The sequence below is a fragment of the Streptomyces sulfonofaciens genome (genome assembly GCF_014656295.1).
Classification (GTDB): Bacteria; Actinomycetota; Actinomycetes; order Streptomycetales; family Streptomycetaceae; genus Streptomyces; species Streptomyces sulfonofaciens.
Genome location: NZ_BNCD01000016.1, coordinates 142,163 through 162,843, shown reverse-complemented (window position 1 = coordinate 162,843; position 20,681 = coordinate 142,163). Strand labels below are relative to the sequence as shown.

14 protein-coding genes are annotated in these 20,681 nt (G+C 70.2%); 3 read left to right on the top strand and 11 right to left on the bottom strand.

All coding sequences use genetic code 11. The features are described from left to right. The first annotated feature begins 44 nt into the window (after window positions 1-44). On the top strand, window positions 45-434 hold the full coding sequence (locus IE313_RS24705; protein ID WP_189935862.1) for a PIN domain-containing protein: 390 nt from the start codon (window positions 45-47) through the stop codon (window positions 432-434). Between the two features lie 30 nt (window positions 435-464). Here IE313_RS24705 and IE313_RS24700 read toward each other — a convergent pair whose 3' ends face one another. From IE313_RS24700 to IE313_RS24655, 10 genes are all read right to left on the bottom strand, one after another. Further along, window positions 465-1,973, bottom strand: a complete 1,509-nt coding sequence (locus IE313_RS24700) for an amino acid permease (RefSeq protein WP_189935861.1) — start codon at window positions 1,971-1,973, stop codon at window positions 465-467. A gap of 217 nt (window positions 1,974-2,190) precedes the next feature. Then, window positions 2,191-4,101: a 1-deoxy-D-xylulose-5-phosphate synthase gene (gene dxs, locus IE313_RS24695; RefSeq protein WP_189935860.1), complete on the bottom strand. Its 1,911-nt coding sequence runs from the start codon at window positions 4,099-4,101 to the stop codon at window positions 2,191-2,193. A 222-nt stretch (window positions 4,102-4,323) separates the two neighbouring features. Further along, entirely contained in the window at window positions 4,324-5,613 is a 1,290-nt protein-coding gene (locus IE313_RS24690) for a sugar ABC transporter permease (protein WP_189935858.1), read from the bottom strand. Continuing rightward, complete coding sequence (locus IE313_RS24685; protein WP_189935857.1) at window positions 5,610-6,398, bottom strand: ATP-binding cassette domain-containing protein; 789 nt, start codon at window positions 6,396-6,398, stop codon at window positions 5,610-5,612. The genes IE313_RS24690 and IE313_RS24685 overlap by 4 nt, the downstream gene beginning before the upstream one ends. Window positions 6,399-6,717: 319 nt before the next feature. Beyond that, entirely contained in the window at window positions 6,718-7,821 is a 1,104-nt protein-coding gene (locus IE313_RS24680) for an ABC transporter substrate-binding protein (RefSeq protein ID WP_189935908.1), read from the bottom strand. 133 nt (window positions 7,822-7,954) lie between these two features. Beyond that, window positions 7,955-9,154 (bottom strand): ROK family transcriptional regulator, encoded by a 1,200-nt coding sequence (locus IE313_RS24675; RefSeq protein WP_189935855.1) that lies wholly within the window; start codon window positions 9,152-9,154, stop codon window positions 7,955-7,957. A 347-nt stretch (window positions 9,155-9,501) separates the two neighbouring features. After that, a complete protein-coding gene (locus tag IE313_RS24670; RefSeq protein ID WP_189935854.1) occupies window positions 9,502-10,422 on the bottom strand; it encodes a carbohydrate ABC transporter permease in 921 nt (306 codons plus the stop codon). Beyond that, window positions 10,422-11,342, bottom strand: a complete 921-nt coding sequence (locus tag IE313_RS24665; protein ID WP_189935853.1) for a carbohydrate ABC transporter permease — start codon at window positions 11,340-11,342, stop codon at window positions 10,422-10,424. Before IE313_RS24665 ends, IE313_RS24670 begins: the two co-directional genes overlap by 1 nt. 80 nt (window positions 11,343-11,422) lie before the next feature. Further along, window positions 11,423-12,868, bottom strand: a complete 1,446-nt coding sequence (ngcE, locus tag IE313_RS24660) for an N-acetylglucosamine/diacetylchitobiose ABC transporter substrate-binding protein (protein ID WP_189935851.1) — start codon at window positions 12,866-12,868, stop codon at window positions 11,423-11,425. Window positions 12,869-13,749: 881 nt separating this feature from the next. Next, the gene (locus IE313_RS24655) at window positions 13,750-14,550 is read right to left on the bottom strand and encodes a metallophosphoesterase family protein (protein ID WP_373317053.1); all 801 of its coding nucleotides are present in this window, start codon (window positions 14,548-14,550) and stop codon (window positions 13,750-13,752) included. A gap of 675 nt (window positions 14,551-15,225) precedes the next feature. Between IE313_RS24655 and IE313_RS24650 the strand changes: the two genes are divergently transcribed. Together IE313_RS24650 and IE313_RS24645 are read left to right on the top strand one after the other, a co-directional pair. Next, the gene (locus IE313_RS24650; RefSeq protein ID WP_189935848.1) at window positions 15,226-16,281 is read left to right on the top strand and encodes a helix-turn-helix domain-containing protein; all 1,056 of its coding nucleotides are present in this window, start codon (window positions 15,226-15,228) and stop codon (window positions 16,279-16,281) included. 353 nt (window positions 16,282-16,634) lie between these two features. Then, window positions 16,635-19,403: an AAA family ATPase gene (locus IE313_RS24645; RefSeq protein WP_189935847.1), complete on the top strand. Its 2,769-nt coding sequence runs from the start codon at window positions 16,635-16,637 to the stop codon at window positions 19,401-19,403. Between the two features lie 107 nt (window positions 19,404-19,510). Here the strand turns inward: IE313_RS24645 and IE313_RS24640 are convergent, their stop codons facing one another. Further along, window positions 19,511-20,353 carry a hypothetical protein gene (locus IE313_RS24640; RefSeq protein WP_189935845.1) on the bottom strand — a complete coding sequence of 281 codons (843 nt, stop codon included), beginning with the start codon at window positions 20,351-20,353 and terminating at the stop codon, window positions 19,511-19,513. Between the last annotated feature and the right edge of the window lie 328 nt (window positions 20,354-20,681).

The window sequence follows — 20,681 nt, the reverse complement described above, 5'->3', positions numbered from 1 at the left end:
CCGCGGCCCCGGCCCGGCGCGTTCCCCAGAAAGGCGGTGGCCCGATGACGGCGCCGAAACCCCTGCTCGTCGTCGACGCCGCCAATGTGGTGGGCTCGGTGCCCGACGGCTGGTGGCGCGACCGGCGCGCCGCGGCCGGACGGTTGCGGGACCGCCTGGTGCCGCTCGCCGAACGGGGCCTGCCCGACCTGCCGGGGGCGCCGGAGGTGGTGCTGGTGGTGGAGGGCGCGGCGCGGGGTGTGCCGTCGGTGCCCGGGGTGCGGGTGGAGGAGGCGGCCGGCAGCGGCGACGACAGGATCGTCGAGCTGGCCGCGGCCGCCGGGGGCCGGCCCGTCCTGGTGGTCACGGCCGACCGCGAGCTGCGCCGCCGGGTGCGGGAGCTGGGCGCGCGGACGGCCGGACCGCGCACGGTGTACGGGGAAGGCGCCTCGTAGTCCCGTGCCGGCGCCTGCTCCCGTCCCGTGTCACACGGGGCCGGGGGGCCGGGCGGAGGGACGGGAGTGCCGGTCGGGGCGCAGTCTGCTGTGCAGGCGGCCGTAAGCGGCGTACACCACCAGGCCGGCCGCCATCCAGACGGCGAACCGCAGCCAGGTCTCGGCGCTGAGGTTGAGCATCAGCCAGAGGGACGCCAGCAACGACAGCACGGGTACCAGTGGCACCAGCGGGGTGCGGAAGGCGCGCGGCAGGTCGGGCCGCCGCCTGCGCAGGAGCAGCACGCCGAGGGCGACCACCACGAAGGCGAAGAGGGTGCCGATGTTGACCAGTTCGGCAAGTTCGTCGATCGAGGTGAACCCGGCCACGACCGCCACGATCAAGCCGAGCAGCACGGTCGTGCGGTAGGGCGTGCCGAAGCGCGGGTGCACACGGGAGAAGGCGGGCGGCAGCAGCCCGTCACGGCTCATCGCGAAGAACACGCGGGTCTGGCCGAGCAGCAGGATCAGGCAGACGGAGGTCAGCCCGACGGCGGCCCCGAAGCTGATGACACCGGCCCAGAACGGGTGGTGGACCGCCTTGAAGGCGTCCGCGAGAGGGGCGTCGGTGGACAGCCGGGTGTACTTCTGCATACCGGTGACGACCAGCGACACGGCCACGTACAGCACCGTGCAGATGATCAGGGAGCCGATGATGCCGCGGGGCATGTCGCGCTGCGGGACCCGGGTCTCCTCCGCGGTGGTCGCCACGACGTCGAACCCGATGAAGGCGAAGAAGACCACGGCCGCGGCCGTGAAGACGCCCATCACCCCGAAGTTGGACGGGGTGTAGCCGGACATCAACTGGATGAGCGGCGCGTTGAGGCCCGAGCCGCCGCCGACGTCCTGGGCGGGCGGGATGAACGGGTGGTAGTGCGCACCGGTGACGTGGAAGGCGCCCACCCCGATGACCAGCAGCACCACGGTCACCTTGACGGCCACGATGACGCCGGTGACCCGTGAGGAGAGCTTCGTCCCGGCGATCAGGACGGCGGTGATGACGAGCACCAGGACGGCGGCCGGCAGGTCGAAGCCGAAGCGGCCGCCGCTCGACCCGCTGAGCTGCTGCGGCACGGGGATCCCCGCGCTGTCCATCAGCGAGCGCAGATAGCCCGACCAGCCGACGGCGACCACCGCACAGGCAAGGGCCAGTTCCAGGACCAGGTCCCAGCCGATCACCCAGGCCGGGAACTCGCCGAGTGAGGCGTACGCGAAGGTGTAGGCGGACCCGGCCACCGGCACCGTCGAGGCGAACTCCGCGTAGCACAGCGCCGCGAGTCCGCAGGCCAGGCCGGCGACCACGAAGGCCAGCGCGGTCGAGGGCCCGGCGTTCTCCTTGGCGACCTTGCCCGTGAGCACGAAGATGCCGGTGCCGATGATCACTCCGACCCCGAAGACCGTCAGATCCAGTGCGGAGAGGGACTTCCTGAGGCCGCGCTCCGGCCGCTCGGTATCCTTGATGCACTGTTCGACCGACTTCGTCCGGAAGAGGGCATTGCTCACGGACGGTACCTCCCAGGCCGCCGGGCCCGGCGCGGGGCGTCACGTGGTCCTTCGTCCCGGCCGGCGGGCGCCCGCGTGCGAGGACTTCCGGGCGCACTCATGCAGCCTCGTTGCCCCGGCGCCCGGGTTCCCATACGCGGCCGCCGGGCCCGCCACCCGAAGGGCGGCGGGCCCGCGAGGGTCCGGGCAGGGGGCGTCAGTCCCTGGCGGTCCGGCGTCAGTCCCTGGCGGTCTGCACGACCTCGGCGGTGGCACCGTCGAGCCGGGCGACCAGGCCGGTGACCTGGCGGGCGATGTCGGGCGCGGTCAGCCCGATCTCCGCCATCACCTCCTTGCGGGAGGCATGGTGCAGGAAGCGCGGCGGGATGCCGAAGTCGCGCAGCGGCAGATCGACGCCGGCGTCCCGCAGCGCCTGCGCGATCGCGGTGCCGACACCGCCGACGCGGGAGTTGTCCTCGACGGTGACGACCACGCGGTGCCGCTCGGCGAGCGGGGCCATGGCCTCGTCGACGGGCTTGACCCAGCGCGGGTCGACGACCGTGGTGGAGATGCCCTGCCGGTCGAGGAGCGAGGCGATCTCCAGGCACATGGGTGCGAGCGCGCCCACGGACACCAGCAGGACGTCCGGGTGGTCGGTGCCGGCCGCGCGCAGCACGTCCATGCCCCCGACGGTGCCCACGGCCTCGACCGCGGGTCCCACGGCGCCCTTCGAGTAGCGCACGACGGTCGGCGCGTCGTCGACGTCGACGGCCTCCCTCAGTTGGAGCCTGACCTGGTCGGCGTCGCGCGGCGCCGCGATGCGCAGGCCCGGTACGCACTGCAGGATCGACAGGTCCCACATGCCGTTGTGCGAGGCACCGTCGGTACCGGTGATCCCGGCCCGGTCCAGTACGAACGTGACGCCGCACCGGTGCAGCGCGACGTCCATGAGCAACTGGTCGAAGGCGCGGTTGAGGAAGGTGGCGTAGACCGCGAAGACGGGGTGCAGGCCGCCGGTGGCCAGGCCGGCGGCGGACACCGCGGCGTGCTGCTCGGCGATGCCGACGTCGTAGATCCGGTCCGGGAACTCCTCGGCGAACCTCTTCAGGCCGACCGGCTGGAGCATGGCCGCGGTGATCGCCACGATGTCCTCGCGCTCCCGGCCGAGCTTGACCATCTCCTCGCCGAACACGGAGGTCCAGTCGGTGCCCGCGGCGGCCAGCGGCAGGCCGGTGTCCGGGTGGATCGGTCCGATGCCGTGGAAGCGGTCGGCCTCGTCCTGTTCGGCGGGCTGGTAGCCGCGGCCCTTCTGGGTGAGGCAGTGCACGATGACCGGGCCGCCGAAGCGCTTGGCGCGGGCCAGCGCGGACTCCAGTGCCTCGATGTCGTGGCCGTCGATCGGACCGAGGTACTTGAGCCCCAGGTCCTCGAACATGCCCTGCGGCGCGATGAAGTCCTTCAGGCCCTTCTTGGCGCCGTGCAGCGTGTCGTACAGGGGCCTGCCGACGACGGGCGTGCGCTCCAGGAGGTCCTTGCCGCGGGCCAGGAAGCGCTCGTAGCCGTCGGTGGTGCGCAGGGTGGCGAGGTGGTTGGCCAGGCCGCCGATGGTGGGCGCGTAGGAGCGTTCGTTGTCGTTGACGACGATGACCAGGGGCCTGTCCTTGGCGGCGGCGATGTTGTTCAGCGCCTCCCAGGCCATGCCGCCGGTCAGCGCGCCGTCGCCGATCACGGCGACCACGTGGTCGGCGCGGCCCAGCACCTGGTTGGCCTTGGCGAGGCCGTCCGCCCAGCCCAGCACGGTGGAGGCGTGGGAGTTCTCGATGACGTCGTGCTCGGACTCGGCGCGGGACGGGTAGCCGGACAGGCCGCCCTTGGCGCGCAGCGCGGAGAAGTCCTGACGGCCGGTGAGGAGCTTGTGCACGTAGGACTGGTGGCCGGTGTCGAAGAGCACCCGGTCCTTCGGGGACTCGAAGACGCGGTGCAGCGCGAGGGTGAGCTCGACGACGCCCAGGTTGGGGCCCAGGTGGCCGCCGGTCTTGGCCACCGCGTCGACGAGGAAGGTACGGATCTCGGCGGCCAGTCGGTCCAACTGCTCCGGGCTGAGCGCGTCCAGATCACGTGGTCCCCTGATGCGGGCGAGCAGCGGCACCGGTGCCTCCTTGCGTAGGGCGGTTCGAGCTTTCCGGGCTGGCCCGAGTCTAATGTCGCGGCCCGGACCGTCGCGCCCGGGCCGTGCCCTGCCGGCCGCGCCCCAGGCCGCGGTGCCCGGCACACCGTCCGCGCCCCGCTGCCGCCGCCCGTACGCACGGGTGCCCCGCGCCGGCGGCCGGCGCGGGGCACCCGGGGGCACTCGCGGTACGGGACCAGGCCGTCAGGCGCGGCCCGCGGTGCGCTGGGTCCTGCGGGTGATCGAGTCGATGCAGACCGTGGCGAGCAGCACCGCGCCGGTGATCATGTACTGGATCGGGGTGGCGATGCCCTGCAGGGCCAGGCCGTACTGGATCGAGGTGATCACCATCACACCGAGCAGTGCGTTCCAGGTGCGGCCCCGGCCGCCGAACAGGCTGGTGCCGCCGATGACGGCCGCCGCGATGGCGTTCATCAGCAGGTCACCGGTGCCCGCACCCTGGTTGGCCGCCTGGATCTTGGAGGCCAGGAAGAGGCCGCCGAGGGCCGCGAAGCCGCCGGCGATGGCGTAGACCGAGATCCGCACCCTGATGACGTTGATGCCGGCCCTGCGGGACGCCTCCACGCTGCCACCGAGCGCGAACACCTTCCGCCCGTAGGAGGTGCGCCGCAGCGTGAAGTCCGTCAGCACCAGCACGGCCAGGAAGATGACCAGCGCCAGGGGCAGGCCCTTGTACTGGTTGAACATGATCGCCGCGGCGAAGGCGACGACGGCGAGCACCGCGGTCCGCAGCACGATGTCGCTGAGCGGCCTGGACGGCACACCCGCGGCGTGCCGGCGCCTGGAGTCGAGGAAGGACGACAGGAAGAAGACCACGACGGCGACCAGGGCGAGACCGTAGGCGGCGGCCACGTCCGAGAAGTAGTACGAGGTCAGATGCGCGATGAGGCCGTCGTTGTCGAGGTTGATGGTGCCGTCGTCACCGAGGATCTGGAGCATCAGGCCCTGCCAGAACAGCAGACCGGCCAGGGTGACGGCGAATGCGGGCGCACCGATCCGGGCGAAGAAGAAGCCGTGGATGATGCCGATCACGATGCCGGTGACGATGGCGGCGATCAGCGCCACCCACTCCGACTGGCCGTGGTTGACCGCGAGCACGGCGGAGAAGGCTCCCGCGACACCGCTGACGGAGCCGACCGACAGGTCGATCTCACCGAGCAGCAGCACGAAGACGATACCGACCGCGATCATGCCGGTGCCGACCATGGCGACGGAGATGTTGCTCAGGTTCTCCGCGGTGAGGAACCGGGAGTTGATGCTGGAGAAGATCGCCCAGATGACGATCAGGCCGACGATGACCGGGACGGAGCCCAGGTCACCCGCGCGCATCCGGCGCTTGAACTCGCCGATGTAGCCGGCGAAGCCCTGCTCGCGCACCAGCAGCCGCGGGTCGACCACGGGCGCCGCGGCTGCGGCGGCCTCCGGGTTCTCGGCGCTGGGGGCAACGGTGGTCGTGGTCTTTTCTGTGCTCACTTCTGAGCCTCCCCGTGGCGCGCCGCACGACGGGTCACGGCGTTGTCCGTGGCGCCCGTGATGGCGGAGATGATCTCTTCCTGCGAGGTCGACTTGACGTCGAAGACGCCGTTGTTGCGGCCCAGCCTGAGTACGGCGACCTTGTCGGCGACGGCCTTGACATCGGCCATGTTGTGGCTGATGAGCATCACCGCGAGGCCGCGCTCGCGCAGCCGCTCCACCAGGTCGAGGACCTGCGCGGTCTGCTCGACGCCGAGGGCCGCGGTGGGCTCGTCGAGGATGACCAGCTTGGGCTCGCCCAGCATGGAGCGGGCGATGGCCACCGTCTGGCGCTGACCGCCGGAGAGCGAGGCGATCGGTATCCGGACGCTGGGTATGCGGATGGACAGGGTGTTCAGGAGCTCGCGGGAGCGGCGCTCCATCTCCACCTCGTTGAGCACGCCGCGCCTCTTCAGCTCCCGGCCGAGGAAGAGGTTGCCGACCACGTCGATGTTGTCGCACAGCGCGAGGTCCTGGTAGACGGTCGCGATGCCCAGGTGCTGGGCGTCGTGCGGCTTGTCGATCTGGACGGACCGGCCTTCCCACTCGATGCTGCCGTCATCGATGGGGTGCACACCGGCAATGGTCTTGACCAGTGTGGATTTTCCGGCGCCGTTGTCGCCCACCAGGGCGACCACCTCACCGGCGTGGACCTCAAGCTCTACGTCGGTGAGCGCCTGGACGGCACCGAACCGCTTGGAGACCCCGCGCAACGCCAACACGGGCGTAGCGGACACGTGAACCATCTCCTTCGCCGCCTGACCGGCGGGGATGCCGCGCCCGGGGGTGGGGCGCGGAGGTTGAGCAGGGGGAAGACACCTGGACGATCCAGCGGGCCCGGTGGGCACGCTGGATCGGGGGTGCCGGAGCGGCAGGAAGGGCCTGCCGCAGGGCGGGGGCCGTACGCCGGGCAGCCGTGCGGGCCCGGGGCGCGAGGCGGCTGGTTCTGTCCGGCGCCCCGCCGAAGCGGCGGGGCGTTGGTGGCGGGACGCCGGACAGGTCTTTCAACCGCCCCGGTGGACCGGGGGCCGCTGGTCCGCTCGGCCGGTGGACGACCGTCCCGGTCTACTTCAGACCGATCTTGTCGCACGCGGCCTTGTACTTGGGGGTGCAGATCTCGTTGACGGTGTAGATGCCGTCCTTGATCACGGTCTGCTTGATGTTGTCCTGGGTCAGCGAGACCACCGGGACGATCGTGCTCGGCACGTCCTTCTCGGTCGGGCTGTCGACCTTCGTCTCGGCGATGGAGTCCAGCTTCTGCCCCTTGCCCAGCGCCACCGCCATCTGCGCGGCGATGGACGCCTCCTGCGGGTAGGACTTGTAGACGCTCATGTACTGGGTGCCGGCGACGATGCGCTGCACGCCGTTGATCTCGGCGTCCTGGCCGGTGACCGGCGGCAGCTTGGACAGGCCCGCGCTCTGCAGGGCGGTGATGACACCGCCGGCCATGCCGTCGTTGGCGGAGTAGACGCCGATGACCTTGTTCTTGCCGAGCGCGGTGAGAGCACCCTCGACCTCGGCGTTCGCCTTCTGCGCGTTCCAGTCCGGGGTGTCGTACTCCTTGGCGATGTCGACCTTGCCGTCCAGCACCGAGTGCGCGCCCTGCTTGAACTGGGCGGCGTTCGGGTCGGTGGCGGAGCCGTTCACCATGACGACCTTGCCGGACTTGGCCTTGCCGCCCAGCGCCTTCAGCAGGGCCTGGCCCTGCACCTTGCCGACCGCCACGTTGTCGAAGGAGGTGTAGGCGCTGATGGGGCCCTCGGCCAGGCGGTCGTAGGCGACCACCGGGATGCCGGCGTCGTGGGCCTTCTGGACCGAGCTGGCTATGGCCTTGGAGTCCACCGCGTCCACGATCAGGACGTCCACCTTGTTGGTGATCATGGTGTCGGCCTGCTGGTTCTGGGTGCTGGCGTCCTGCTTGGCGTTGGCGTACTTCACCGTGGCCTTGCCGTGCGTCAGCTCGCTGACCTTCTTCTCGATCATCGGCTTGTCGAACTTCTCGTACCGCGCGGTCTGGTTCTCCGGAAGGAGCAGACCGATGGTCAGCGCGTCGCCCTTCTTGGCGCTGTCGCTCTTGGCGGTGTCGCCGCCGGACTCCTTGGCGCTGCCGCAGGCGGCCAGCGCAACGGCCATGGTGCCGGCGGAAACGACGACGGCGGCACGACGCATACGCGTGTTCACTTAAGAAACCTCCCTGACGCGGCCGCGTCGCTGCGGCCGAGGTGGCTGGAAGTCAACTCGGCGCGCACGTCGGCGTCAAGGAGTAAATCCTTAACGAGATGACAACGGTGCCATGCGTGAACTAAGTGAAGGCAGGCGTAGCCGTCGGGTGAACTCCATCCAAAAGGGTCGAATCACCCATTTCACTTAGCGCCAGGGCCAGCGCCCCGAGCACCTCGGCGCGGCCGCCGAGCTCCCCGGGACGGACGGAGAGCTGGCGTCCGGCGCTGGGGATCGCGTACCGTCCGACCGACTCCCTTATGGGCCCGAGTACCAGCTCACCGGCCTCCGCGAGGTCGCCGCCGAGCACCACGCGGCTCGGGTTGAGAAGATTACAGAGGTTCGCCACCCCGCTGCCGATGTGGCGCCCGACATCGGCGACCACCCGCCGGCAGCCGGGATCCCCCTCGCGGGCCAGCCTGACGACCGTCTCCATGGTCAGCCCCGTGCCGTGGCTGGACCGCAGCAGGGGCAGGACGTACCGCGCCGCCGTGAAGGTCTCCAGGCAGCCGCGGTTGCCGCAGCGGCAGACCGGCCCCGATTCGTCCAGCGTGATGTGACCGATCTCTCCCGCGGTGCCGCCGGGCCCCCGGTAGATCTTCCCGCTGATCACCAGGCCCGCGCCGACCCCGCTCGCCACCTTGATGTAGGCGAGGTCCTTCACGCCCCGTCCGCTGCCCCAGACCAGTTCGCCGAGCGCGCCGAGGTTGGCGTCGTTGTCGACGTGCACCGGCACTCCCAGGCGCTCGCGCAGCTCCTGGGCGGGCCTCGCGCCGCTCCAGCCCGGCAGTATCGAGGTGGAGCCCAGGGTGCCGGACTCCACGTCGATCGGGCCCGGGACGCCGAGCCCGACGCCCGTGACCTTGGCCCTGTCCACTCCGGTGGCCGCGACCAGCCGGCTGACCAGCTTCTCCGCACGGGCCAGGCCCTGCGCGGCGGAGGCGTCCACGTCCAGCGGCTCGGCCTCCTCGGCGAGCACCTGGTGGGCCAGGTTGCCGATCGCCACCCGCAGGTGGGTGTGGCCGAAATCCACTCCGATGACGATTCCGGCGTCACCGCTCAACGAGACGCTGCGGGCCCTGCGGCCCCCTGCCGAGGTGGGCGTGACCTCGACCGTCCCGCCCTCCCTGAGTTCGCGGACGATATTGGAGACGGTGGCCGCGGAAAGGCCCGTCGTCCTCGCGATCTCCGCCTGCGTGAGCGAACCGGCGAGCCGTACGGCGCGTACGACCCGCTCCAGATTGGCCCGGTGCAGCGACGACTGCGACCCTGGAGTCTCCATCGACCCATCCACTCCTGCCCTAAGCCGGGCGACGGCACTGCCGCCCGTGCCCCGGGTCACGGCAGCGGAACCCGGGCCATTTACAAGTTGTGAACTCCAAGCTCCGCTGAACGGGTTACCGCAGTCAAGTCCTTGACAGAAATCGGTGGCGCCGGCGCACGCCGTGACCGGTATCCGGCTGACCGGAAGCAGCTCTTTGGGACACCCGGCGCTCCGCCGGAGGCGGAAGGCGCCCGCGGCCCGCGGCCAACCTCCGAAGGATCCGCTGCGGTACGCAGGCAGCCGGCCACCCTGTGCACCGGCGGCCCCTGCCGGGGCGGTGCACAGGATGGCCGGACGGCGTCCCCCTACTTCAGAGCACCGGCGGTGAGACCGGCGACGACCTGGCGCTGGAAGATGACGTAGGCGGCCAGCACCGGCAGCATCGCCATCACCAGGCCGGCGAACAGACCGGACCAGTCGCCCTTGTACCCCTGGCTGACGGCCAGCTCGACCAGCCCCTGGGAGAGCACCTTGCGGTCCGGGTCGGTGTTGAGCACCGTCGGCAGCATGTACTGGTTCCACTGCCCCAGGAAGTTGAAGATCCCGACGCTGATCAGGCCCGGCTTGGCCATCGGCAGCATGATCTGGAAGAACGTCCTGGTGTGCGAGGCGCCGTCCACGAAGGCGGCCTCCGCGATGGAGGTCGGCAGCGTCCTGAAGAACGACGTCAGGAAGAAGACGGTGAACGGCAGCGAGTACGCGATGTACACCAGCACGAGACCCGGCAGCGTGTTCAGCAGCCCCATGTTGTTCATGACGTAGAACAACGGCACCAGGGCCAGCATCACCGGGAAGCTCATGCCCCCGACGAAGAGGTAGTAGACGAACCTGTTGAGCGGGAACTCGAAGCGCGCAAGCACGTAGGCCGCCATCGATCCGAGCACCAGCGTGCCGACCAGCGAGCAGCCCACCACCAGGATGGTGTTGAGGAAGTAGTCGCTCATGTGCGCCTGCGACCAGGCGCGCGACCAGTTCTCGAAGTGCAGCCGGTCGGGCAGGCCCCAGGGCGAGGTGAAGATGGACCTGTCGTCCTTGAACGACGTCATCACCGCCCACAGCAGCGGCAGGACGACCATGACCGCCCACAGCACGAGCATGCCGTGCGAGAAGACGTTGAGGACGCCGCCCCGGCCGCCGCCCCGTTCCTGCGGCGCCGCGGGGAGCTTGGCGACCCGTGTCGCGGCCTCGGTGCCCTCTGCCGGGGGCGGGGTGTCGGTGGTCTTCATCAGTACTCCAGCCGCTCACGCCTGCCGAGCCTCATCACGATCGCCGCGAACAGCAGCGTGACGAAGAGCAGGGCGACGCCGATCGTGGTTGCGTAGGCGGCCTGCCCGTCGTGGAAGGCCTTCTGGTAGACGTACAGCGGCATGACGATCGTCGAGTCGGCGGGACCGCCGGGTCCGACGGTCATGATCTGCACCGTCGCGAAGGCCTCCGCGCCGAGCGCCATGATCCCCATGTAGACCCAGCCGGACTGCACGGTGTCCCACAGCAGCGGCAGGGTGATGCGGAAGAAGGTCGTGACGCGGCTCGCGCCGTCGAGCAGCGCGGCCTCGTAGAAGTCCCTCGGGATGGACGACATGCCGGCCGAGAAGAGCACCACGAAGAAGCCGACGGTGCTCCAGACCAGAACGGCCATCACGCACCACAGGGCCCACTTCGGGTCGCCGAGCCACTCCGGCGGATCGCTCACCCCCAGTGCCTGCAGGAAGCCGTTGAGCGCGCCCTGCCGCGGGTTGTACGCGAACTGGAAGAGCAGCGCCACGATCGCGATCGACAGCACCTGTGGGAAGAAGTAGGCGATCTTGTAGAACTCCGCGCCCCGCACACCGGAGATGGCCGCGTCCTTGCGCTGCCGGCCCCCGACATTGAGCATGAACGAGAAGAAGAGCGCCAGGGAGAGCGTCACGAGGGGCAGCAGGATCACGAACAGCACACTGTGCTGGAAGGACTTCCAGAACAACGGATCGCTGAACAGCTTCGTGTAGTTCTTGAAGCCCACCATCGCGAATTCCGGGCTCAGGCCGGTCCAGTCCGTGAACGAGTAATAGATCGCCTGGATGAACGGCCAGATCACAAAGATCGCGTACAGCGCGAGGGGAGTCACGAGGAATCCCGCAACAAAGCGGTACTTTCCGTGTTGCATGGTCTACCGGCCCCGATCCGTTCGAGGACGCCTCCCCCAGTACCCGAAAGGTCTGGGAGGGGCATCCACGTGACGCGTGCTCACCTGTGCTTGTACTTCTTGATCGAGTCGTCCTTGGCCGTCGCGTCCGAGGCGGCCTGGCACTTCTTGACGGCCTCGGCGGGCGTCATCCGCCCGGCCATCATCTCGCCCAGCACGGCCACGCCGATGCGCTGCTTGTTGAGGTCCGTGTACCAGTCCTGCAGACGCGGGTTGAGGACGTTGTTGCCGGCCTTGTCCAGCGCGGCCACCGCGGAGGACAGGCCCGGCGGCAGCTTGAGGCCGGTGGTGCCGCCGCGCAGCGAGCTGAGCGAGGAGACCTGCTTGGTGAAGTTCGCGGAGGCCTCCTTGCCGAGCATGATGCGCAGTTGCTCCATGCCGCCCAGCGGGTTCTTCGCCTTCTTCGGCACGATGAACGGCTCGCTGCCCGCGGCCCAGAGGGTGCCGAAGGGCATCTTGTCGCTCTTGTCGAGGCTGGAGGGCCCCGCAACGGCCATCTGGAAGTCCTTGGGCGTGGTCTTCGCCGCCTCGTTCTCCACCCAGGAGCCGTTCGGGATGAAGAGCGCCTTGCCCTCGTTCCAGGCGGTCTGCGACTCGATGTGGGTCAGACCGGGTGTCCCCTGGAGGATGTAGCCCTTCTGGTACAGCTCGTAGTACGCCTCGAAGGCGGCCTTCACCGCGGGGTCGTACCAGGCCCTGGGCTCCAGGTTGTCGATGGCGTCGAGGACCTTCGGGCCGCCGATCTTGCCGATGAAGGGGAACAGCGAGAACGGGATGTAGTACGGGTACTTGCCCGCGTAGGTCCAGCCCGCGACGCCCTTCTTCTTCGCCTTGGCGCACAGCGCCAGCATGTCGTCCCAGGTCTCCGGGTACTCGGCGTCGAGCTTGGCGAGGTTGGAGCGGGAGTACCAGACGCCGTACACCGTGTACGCGTAGTACATGATCCAGACCTGGTCGCCGTCGAACTGGCCCATCTCGACCACGCCGGGCCGCAGGGTGTCGCGGACCTTGGTCTTCGGGTCGTCGATGGACGGCGCGTCGAGCAGCGGGGTGAGGTCGGAGAGCTGGTCCTTGCCGACCAGCACTCCGGTGTCCATCTGCTCGGCGCCGGAGTCGTCGATCAGGTCCGGGGGCGTGCCGCCGTTGAAGCGGGGCTGGAGCTCGGTCTGGATCTTCTGCGTCTTGTGGTGCTTGATCGTCGCCTTCGGGTAGCGCTTCTGGTAGAGCGCCTCGGCGTCGACGGCGTACTTGTCACCGAAACCGCCGTCGAAGATGACGACGTCGAGCGGCGCGTTCTCCTTGACACCCAGCGGGTTGGCCGCGCTCGTCTTGCCCTTCTCGACCTGCTTGTTGCCGCTGTCACTGCTGGCACAGGCCGACAGGAAACCCATGGTGGGAACGGCGATCACGCCGAGCGCAGCGGACCTCCTGATCAGGTCGCGTCGGCCCAGACCGTCGTGCGGGTGCTGCGCGGAAGTGGATCCCATGCTCAAGTCCTCGCTTTCTCCAGGACTCAGGCGGTGAACCGGATCCTCCCCGGCACCGCGGTGATGTGAAGCTGGGGTCGTGCTCGAAAACAGATTTCATGCTCGAAAATACCGGGATTGCACGGAATTTCCGGCAGTTGGCGCTCTGAACACCGCGTGCCGCCTCCCCACTCCCCCGGGCAGAGCGGTTGGCACGGCCACCCTGCGGACGCCGACAGGTATAGTCCACTTCCCGAGATATGGGCAAGATCGAATGCAGGTTTGGTCGGCAGTCTTTCCCTAGTTGAGACCTCGCGGACACATGGCCCGCCCGGGTTCTCCCGGCGTGCGCCCGGCACCCTCGGCCCCCGTCGGCCAGCGCCTTCGCCCCACCCGGCCGGCGGGGGCCGGCGGGGGCCGGCGGGACGGGGAAGGGAGCCGACAACGTTGTCCAGGCGCCCGGCTGTTCGCCGGCGCGTAAGTCCGCGGCGTGCTCCCCGCACGAGGCACGTCCGCTTGCCCGACGGCTCGTTGCCGCGCCTGTCCTGACGGCCCGTCGGGGGCGCGGGCGGGTCCGGGCCGTGGAGGGGCGGGGACCGTCAGGGGGCTGTGGGGGGCCGTGGAGGGCGTGCAGCGGGGCCGGCACCCGGCCCCGGGCCGGGCGCACAACGGCGGCCTGGGCGCACAACGGCGGCGCAGGCACCGCTCGGGAGGCTCACGTCGTCCTTCCGGCGCACGCCACGGCCCCGCGGCGCGTCACGGTGCCGTGCAGCCGTGGTGCGCCACGGCTGCACGGCGCCGCACGGCCCTGCCCCATGGCGCCGCACGGCCTTGCGCGGTGCCTCACGTCCGCCCGGTGCGCACCGCCGCCGCCCGGTACGTGTCAGGACCACGGGTGCGCGTCACGACCGCTCGTACGGGAGGATGCGGCGCGGCGGTACGGTGCGCGGGTGGCCCGGGCGGCGCCATTCGCGCGGGTAGCCGACGGAGACCTCTTCGCAGCGTATGCCCCGGTACCAGGTGGTACGCGGGATGTGCAGATGGCCGTACACCACCGCTTCGACGGGGAATCGGGTCAGCCAGTCGGCGGTGCGTTCGCTGCCGCACCAGAGGGCGAAGTCCGGGTAGTGCAGGATGTCGGTGGGCTCGCGGGTGAGCGGGAAGTGGTTGACGAGGACCAGGGGCAGGTCGGAGCCCTGCGCCGCGAGCCGTGCCTCGGTCTGCTCCAGCCGCGCCGCGCACCAGGCCTGACGGCTCGGATACGGATCGGGGTGCAGCAGGAACTCGTCCGTGCACACCACACCGTTCTCGTAGGCCTGCTCCAGCGCCTGCCGGCGGGTGTGCGAGGGGTCGGTCCTGAAGGTGTAGTCATAGAGGACGAACAGCGGCGCGACGACCACCGGGCCGCCCGGCCCCTCCCAGACGGGGTACGGGTCCTCGGGGGTGACGACGCCGAGGCTTCGGCAGAGCGCCACCAGGTGTTCGTAGCGCGCGAGACCGCGCAGCTCCAGCGGGTCGTCGCGGGGGGTCCACAGCTCGTGGTTGCCGGGCGCCCAGATGACTCGGGCGAAGTTCCGGCTGAGGGTCTCGAGGGCCCAGGCGATGTCCTGCGACATCTCCCCGACGTCCCCCGCGACGATCAGCCAGTCGCGGTCGGAGACGGGACGCAGTTCCTCGACGATCCTGCGATTCTCGGGATGCACGACATGAAGATCGCTGATGGCCAAGAGATGTGCCCGGTCCATTTGCCGCCCGTCCGTAGGAAGGTGAAGGAGCCTCCGCCGAAGTGGACGGCGGAGGCTCCGGGACACCGGCCATCCGGGGCGGGGGATCCCCTGGGATGCGCGGTGCGCTCTTGGGGCGGGGTCCGTGGCGGACGGTCACAGGCTGGCAGACCTGACCCTCCCGCAGAACCCCTAGCGCCCCCTAACTGCGCACCGCCCGTGCCCGCCGGCGGCCCATGAGCCCGCCCACCGTCCGTGCCGCCGGAGGGCCCGTACGAGAACGGTGCCCGCCACTCGGGCGGACACCCGTTGAAACCGAGCCTACAGCGCGGCATGGGGCCTGTCGTACGGTGCGTCAGGTGGTGTCGGCGGGTCTGCGGGGCGCCCTGCGGACCGGGTGCCCCCTGGGGCTGTGGCCGCCGCTGCCCGGGACACCGCGGCGGCGGCAGCCCGCGGGAGCCGTACGGGCGGGGTCGCCCGGTGTCCTGATGCGCCGCCGTGCGCCGCCGCCGTGCCCCCGGCCCACCCCTGGGGGTGACCGACTCCCCTTCGTCACGGGAAGAGCGGACGGCCTAATGTGAGCCGGGAAGACCCTTCGCCTCGGCGAGGGCTGCCGGTCTTTATGAAGGCGTGCGCAGAACGGGGGAATGCACCATGTCCGAACGTACCGATCCCGATCACACCACTGCCCTGGTGTTCGGGCAAGCCACTCGTCTCGGGCACTTCAGCGTCGACGAGATCGCCAGAACGCTGGAGCTGCCCGTCGAAACGGTCAGGAAGGTCCGCAGGGAACTCGTCGACCTCAACCTTCTGCAATCACCCGCCCATAATCCGGAATTGTTGATTCCGGTACATCCCGAGGTCGCGGTCACCGAGCTGACGAGCCCGGCCGAGCGGGACATCAGCCGCCTCCAGCAGCGCATCAGCGATATACGGCTGCGGCTGGGCAGGCTGACACCCGCCTATTCCGAGGGGCGCAGGCTGCTGCACCGCGCGCATCAGGGATTCCATCCGATCGAGACCAACGGGCAGATCAAATGGATTCTCAAGGAGCAGATCACCCAGTGCCGCAGTGAAATACTCATCAGCGGACAGAGCGAGCCCGTTCCGGAGGACATCCTGGACACCGTCCGGGAAAAGATCCGCGATGCCGCGAGGCACGGAATACGCATTCGGGCGCTGTGCCGCCACTCCGCCCTGGTGGACCCCGCCTCGCATTCCGGCACGGCCGAGCTCGCCGCGCTCGGCGTCACCGTGCGGTCCCGTCCCGAGCTGGTCGGCCAGCTCGTCATCTTCGACCGGGAGCACGCTGTCCTGCTCGACCCCGGGTGCGCCAGGGCCGCCGGCGGTGGCGAGGCGCCGGGCCAGGAGGCCGGGCCGCCCGCGGTCACGGTGAGCGAGCCCACCACGGTCGGGGTGCTGTGCGCCACCTTCGACCAGCTCTGGCAGGATGCCACTCCGTTCGGCGCGAACCACTCCGGCTGCACGACGATCAGCGGCGATCTGAAGGTGGCCATCGTCCGGCTGCTGGCCCAGGGTCACAAGGACGAGGTGGTGGCCCGGCGGCTGGGGCTGTCAGTACGGCAGTGCCGACGCTATGTCAAGGAGATCATGGACGAGCTGGAGGCGGACAGCCGCTTCCAGGCGGGCGCGAAGGTGGCACTGGGGGGCGCATTGACGCTCGATCAGACCCGTTCGGATGTGGCATGAGGACCTGACCCACCGGTCAGAGGCGCAGGTTGACCTATCATGCGCCGAGTTACTTCAGGGCCAATTGATGATGTCTTGACCATTCGATGGCCTCGCAACAAGCAGGTGGGAACTTCCTGCCATGCAGGTTGTTGCCGCGCGAATCAATCTGAGGCCGATCTAGACTCGCCAGCGCCTGCGAGTTGAATGCTGGCTGGATTGCGCTCATGTGGATGGGGCCACGGCGCCCAGGTCCCAGCCACGGGCGTCCGGGGGAAGCAGAGGGGGCTCGACGGATACGCCGGCGGCGCCGCGGCGACATTGCACTTAGGTGCGTACTGCATATAGATGCATATGGGTACATCGGGGGATGCATGCAACTCATCGACCAGAAGGCCGAGATCACAGCCCTGGAGTCTGCTCTGGAGGACTGCCGGGCGGGCCGCAACCGTATCGTCCTGATCGAGGGGGCGGCCGGTTGCGGCAAGAGCGAACTCCTTGCCACCTTCGCCGAACAGGCCGCGTCCACCGGCGCGAACGTGCTGTTCGCAGCGGGTTCCGCCGCTGACCGCGACGCCCCTTTGGGCACACTGCGGCAGCTCTTCGACGGAGTGCCGGCGCTGGACCTGGGGCAGCTCCAGGAGTGCGGGTCCGACGGCCTCAAGGGCGAGGAAATGCGTGAGCTGCATGTGCGTCTGTGCAGGATCTCGGAGTGTGCGCCCGTCGTCTGCTGCATCGATGATCTGCACCATGTCGATGCCGCGTCACAGCAGTTTCTGCAATATGTGGCGCGTCACCATAACCGTTCGACCAGGATCCTTCTGGTTGTCACGCAAACTCTGCATTACAGCCCGTTCGACGCGGGATTCAGCACGGAGCTGCTACGTCGTCCGAGCATGAGCAGGCTACAGCCCCAGCCATTGACGGCGACGGAGGTCGTGAATGCCCTTTCCCGTTTTCCGGGTCTGACCGGACGGGACGGGATGGCCGCCGATCTGCACCGGATCAGCGGTGGAAATCCCCTGCTGCTGCGTGCGCTGATCTCGGAGCACACGGGCGTCCGCACCGCCGCCTCGACCGGCTCCGGTGACGTCCGGCCGCAGCCCGGCGGCGCCTTCGCCCGGGCCGTGGTGAGCTGCCTGCAAAGCTGCGGGCAGAACGTGCTCACCCTGGCCGCGGCGATCATCGTGCTGGAGGACCTGGCCACCACCCAGTTGCTGGCCCGTCTGATCGGCACCACCAGGACGGCGGTGGCCCAGGGCATGTCGGCGCTGGAGTCGTCAGGACTGCTGAGCGGCGAGGGCCTGCGGCACTCCGTCGTCAGGACCACCGTCCTGGACCACCTGCCGCCGGGCACGCTGGCGCAGTTGCACCGCCGGGCCGCGGACATCCTGCACGCACAGGGCGCCGAGGCCGCGCTGGTCGCGCAGCACCTCGTCTCGGCCGTCCCGGAGGGCACCACGCCCCGGTTCCCGGAGTGGGCCGCGGACGTGCTGCGCGGCGCCGCCGAGGAGTGCGTCGAGCACGACGAGATCAGCCGGGCCGTCGCGCTGCTGGGGCTCGCCCACCGCTCGTGTGCCGACACGCAGAAGCGGGTCGCCATCAAGACCCGGCTCGCCGCGATTGTCTGGCGGCTTGACCCGGGCACGTCCGAGCAGCACCTCACCGAGGCGGTGCGAGGCGCGCGCACCGCCCAGGTCTCCGTGTCCGGGCTGCTGCCGCTGCTGCACCTGCTGGTGGCACAGGGCCGGATGGCCGAGGCCGCGGAGGTGCGGGGCCTGATCTCCTCGCGCCCCGAGGACGGCGAGGCCGACACCTCGGAACGGGTGTACCTGGCGGCGATGGACCCGGACGGCGCCCCGACGAACGGCGACCCCGACTTCCTGGTCCCGTCCCCGCTGTCGCCCCAGCCGAGCGGCGCCTTCCCGGGCCGCCGGCCCGGCAAGGACAGCCCCTTCTCGGCGGTCGGTGCGAACTCCACCGACATCACCCGCTTCCTGCGGGCCACCAAGCTGACCGGCGCCACCGTCCCGCCCATCGTGCAGGCCATCATGGCGCTGACCACCTCGGAGGACCTGGAGCGCGGCGTGCACTGGTGCCGGGTGTTCCGGAACGAGTCGCTGCGCTTCGACGCCCCCGGCTGGCAGGCGCTGTTCTCGGCGCTGCGCGCCCAGGGCCTGCTGCGGCTCGGCGACCTGGCGGGCGCGGAGGAGCATGCGCTGGAGTCCCTGGAGTGCGTCGCCGACCAGCGGACCAGCGACTTCTCCTACTCGGCGCTCTCCACGCTGCTGCGCGCCCGTACCGAGATGGGCAAGTACGCGGAGGCGGCGGCCATCGTGGAGCAGCCGGTCCCCGACACCCTGCACCTGACCGTGCACGGCCTGGCGTACTTCCGCGCCCGTGCCCAGTACTACATGGCGACACGGCAGTTCCAGGCTGCGCTGATCGACCTCTTCCAGGTCGGGCGGCTGATGAAGAAGTGGGGCATCGACCGCCCGCTGGTCCTGCCCTGGCGCACGGACGTCGCCGAGGTGCTGTTGCAACTGGGGCAGGTGGCGAGGGCGGAGCAGTTGGTGCACCGTCAGCTCTCGATGGTGGACTCCCGCCACCCCTGGGTGCGCGGCACGTCACTGCGGCTGCGGGCCGCGACCTCCGACCCCAAGCGGCGCCCGCACCTGCTGGACGAGGCCATCTCCGAGCTCAGGAGGTCCGGGGACCGGGTCGCGCTGGCGCGTGCCCTGGCCGACCTGGGCGACGCGCTGACCGCGCTGGGCGATCCGCTGGCCCGCACCATCCGGCAGGAGGCGCTGAGCCTGGCGGCCGAGTGCAAGGCAGCCGTGCTGCACGAGCGGATCCTGCACGGCGGCCCGCCCGTGGCGAACCCCGGGGCCACCGTGTCCGAGTTGCCGCAGGACCGCAGGGAGCGGGAGACGGGCGCGGCGCTCAGCGACTCGGAGCGCCGGGTGGCCTCGCTCGCCGCGCTCAAGTACACCAACCGCGAGATCTCGGGGATCCTGCACATCACGGTCAGCACCGTGGAGCAGCACCTCACCCGGGTGTACCGGAAGCTGAACATCACCCGCAGACAGGACCTGCCCGCACGGCTGGACCTGCATCCGCTGGAGGCGTCCGAGGCGCTGTGAGACGGCTGCGCCTCGCGAACCGGCACCCGGCGGGGCGAACCGGCGGCGTTCCGCGCCGCCGTCCGCCTGCCGGGCTGCCGACCTCCGGGCGTGGGCGCATCCCCCTGTCATGCGCCTATCAACTCGGAGACCGTACGGGCGACGGCGGCGTCCCTGAGCAGGCCGGCGTGGTCGACGTCGAAGACGATCTCCCTGCCTACCAGGGCCGCCTCCGGCAGCAGCAGCGCCGCCCGCGTGCGGTTGAGGCCGCTGCCGGAGCTCGACGAGCACAGCGCGGTGCCCCTGGCCCACATCCGGCTCACATCGGCCCGGTCGGCGACGGCCAGCGCGCACAACCTGGCCCCGCCCGGCTCGAACCCGCCCGTGCCGCCGGCGCCGAGGCCCGTGGACGACGACGGAGGCGGTGCGCCACGGGCCTCGGTCAGCAGGGCGTGCAGTCGGGCGGCGAGGATGGTCAGATCCTCGCCGCACTCCGCCACCACCGACGCCCCCATGTCCCGCAGCCGCTCCAGCCGCTCCCGGCCGCCGGCCGCGGGGGCCTGGCCGAGCCGGGCGAGCTGGGCGAGGAACTCGTCGTAGACGGTCGCGGGGTCCACGAACTCCGGGTCGATCAGCAGGATCTCGGGGCAGCCCCCCTGTCCGTCCGCCACCAGCTCGGCGAGCGCCGCCGCGAGGACACCGGCCACCCCGCAGGCGACCACGGCCCGTACGCCCAGCCCGCTGTCGTGCACCTCCCGCGCCCAGGGCCTGACGTACTCCCGCGCGCCGGCCTCCCAGTGGTGCGGCTCGGCGGTGCCCGATGTGCGCCAGACGGCGTGCGGGGTGTCCAGCAGGGACACCAGGTCCCGGGAGGCCCGCGCGTCGCCCGGACCTGCCGGCCAGTCGACCACGAGGACCAGGTGGCCCGAATCCGCGGAGCGAAGCTCTTCCCAGTGCACAGGACCGCTCACTTCCAGAAGGCTCCTTTCCCATCGCCCTGGACCGCCGGTTGCCCGACTTCCACGGAGCGTCAGATTACGGTTGCGCCCTTCGGGAGGTAACCCCTAAGTCCCCCCTGTCCGGGCAGGGCTCGTTCCGGTGGTTGCGGAAGGCTGAAGCCGCTCTGAAGAAGTCCTCGATCCCGCTGGACCAGGCGCCGGGCGCCTTGCTGGACAGAGCGGCCCGCGTGACGCGGCTCACTCGGGCACGTGCCCGGCCGGTGGAGGCGATAAGGGCCCCATAGGGGTGGGGAGCAGAAAATCAGGGGTACCCCGTAGCGGTCCCGCGATCCATGATGGC

Coding starts and splice junctions, on each gene's coding strand:
- IE313_RS24705 (WP_189935862.1), top strand. CDS start 45: ATGACGGCGCCGAAACCCCTGCTCGTCGTCGACGCCGCCAATGTGGTG.
- IE313_RS24685 (WP_189935857.1), bottom strand. CDS start 6,398: ATGGTTCACGTGTCCGCTACGCCCGTGTTGGCGTTGCGCGGGGTCTCC.
- IE313_RS24680 (WP_189935908.1), bottom strand. CDS start 7,821: ATGCGTCGTGCCGCCGTCGTCGTTTCCGCCGGCACCATGGCCGTTGCG.
- IE313_RS24675 (WP_189935855.1), bottom strand. CDS start 9,154: ATGGAGACTCCAGGGTCGCAGTCGTCGCTGCACCGGGCCAATCTGGAG.
- IE313_RS24670 (WP_189935854.1), bottom strand. CDS start 10,422: ATGAAGACCACCGACACCCCGCCCCCGGCAGAGGGCACCGAGGCCGCG.
- IE313_RS24665 (WP_189935853.1), bottom strand. CDS start 11,342: ATGCAACACGGAAAGTACCGCTTTGTTGCGGGATTCCTCGTGACTCCC.
- ngcE (WP_189935851.1), bottom strand. CDS start 12,868: ATGGGATCCACTTCCGCGCAGCACCCGCACGACGGTCTGGGCCGACGC.
- IE313_RS24650 (WP_189935848.1), top strand. CDS start 15,226: ATGTCCGAACGTACCGATCCCGATCACACCACTGCCCTGGTGTTCGGG.
- IE313_RS24645 (WP_189935847.1), top strand. CDS start 16,635: ATGCAACTCATCGACCAGAAGGCCGAGATCACAGCCCTGGAGTCTGCT.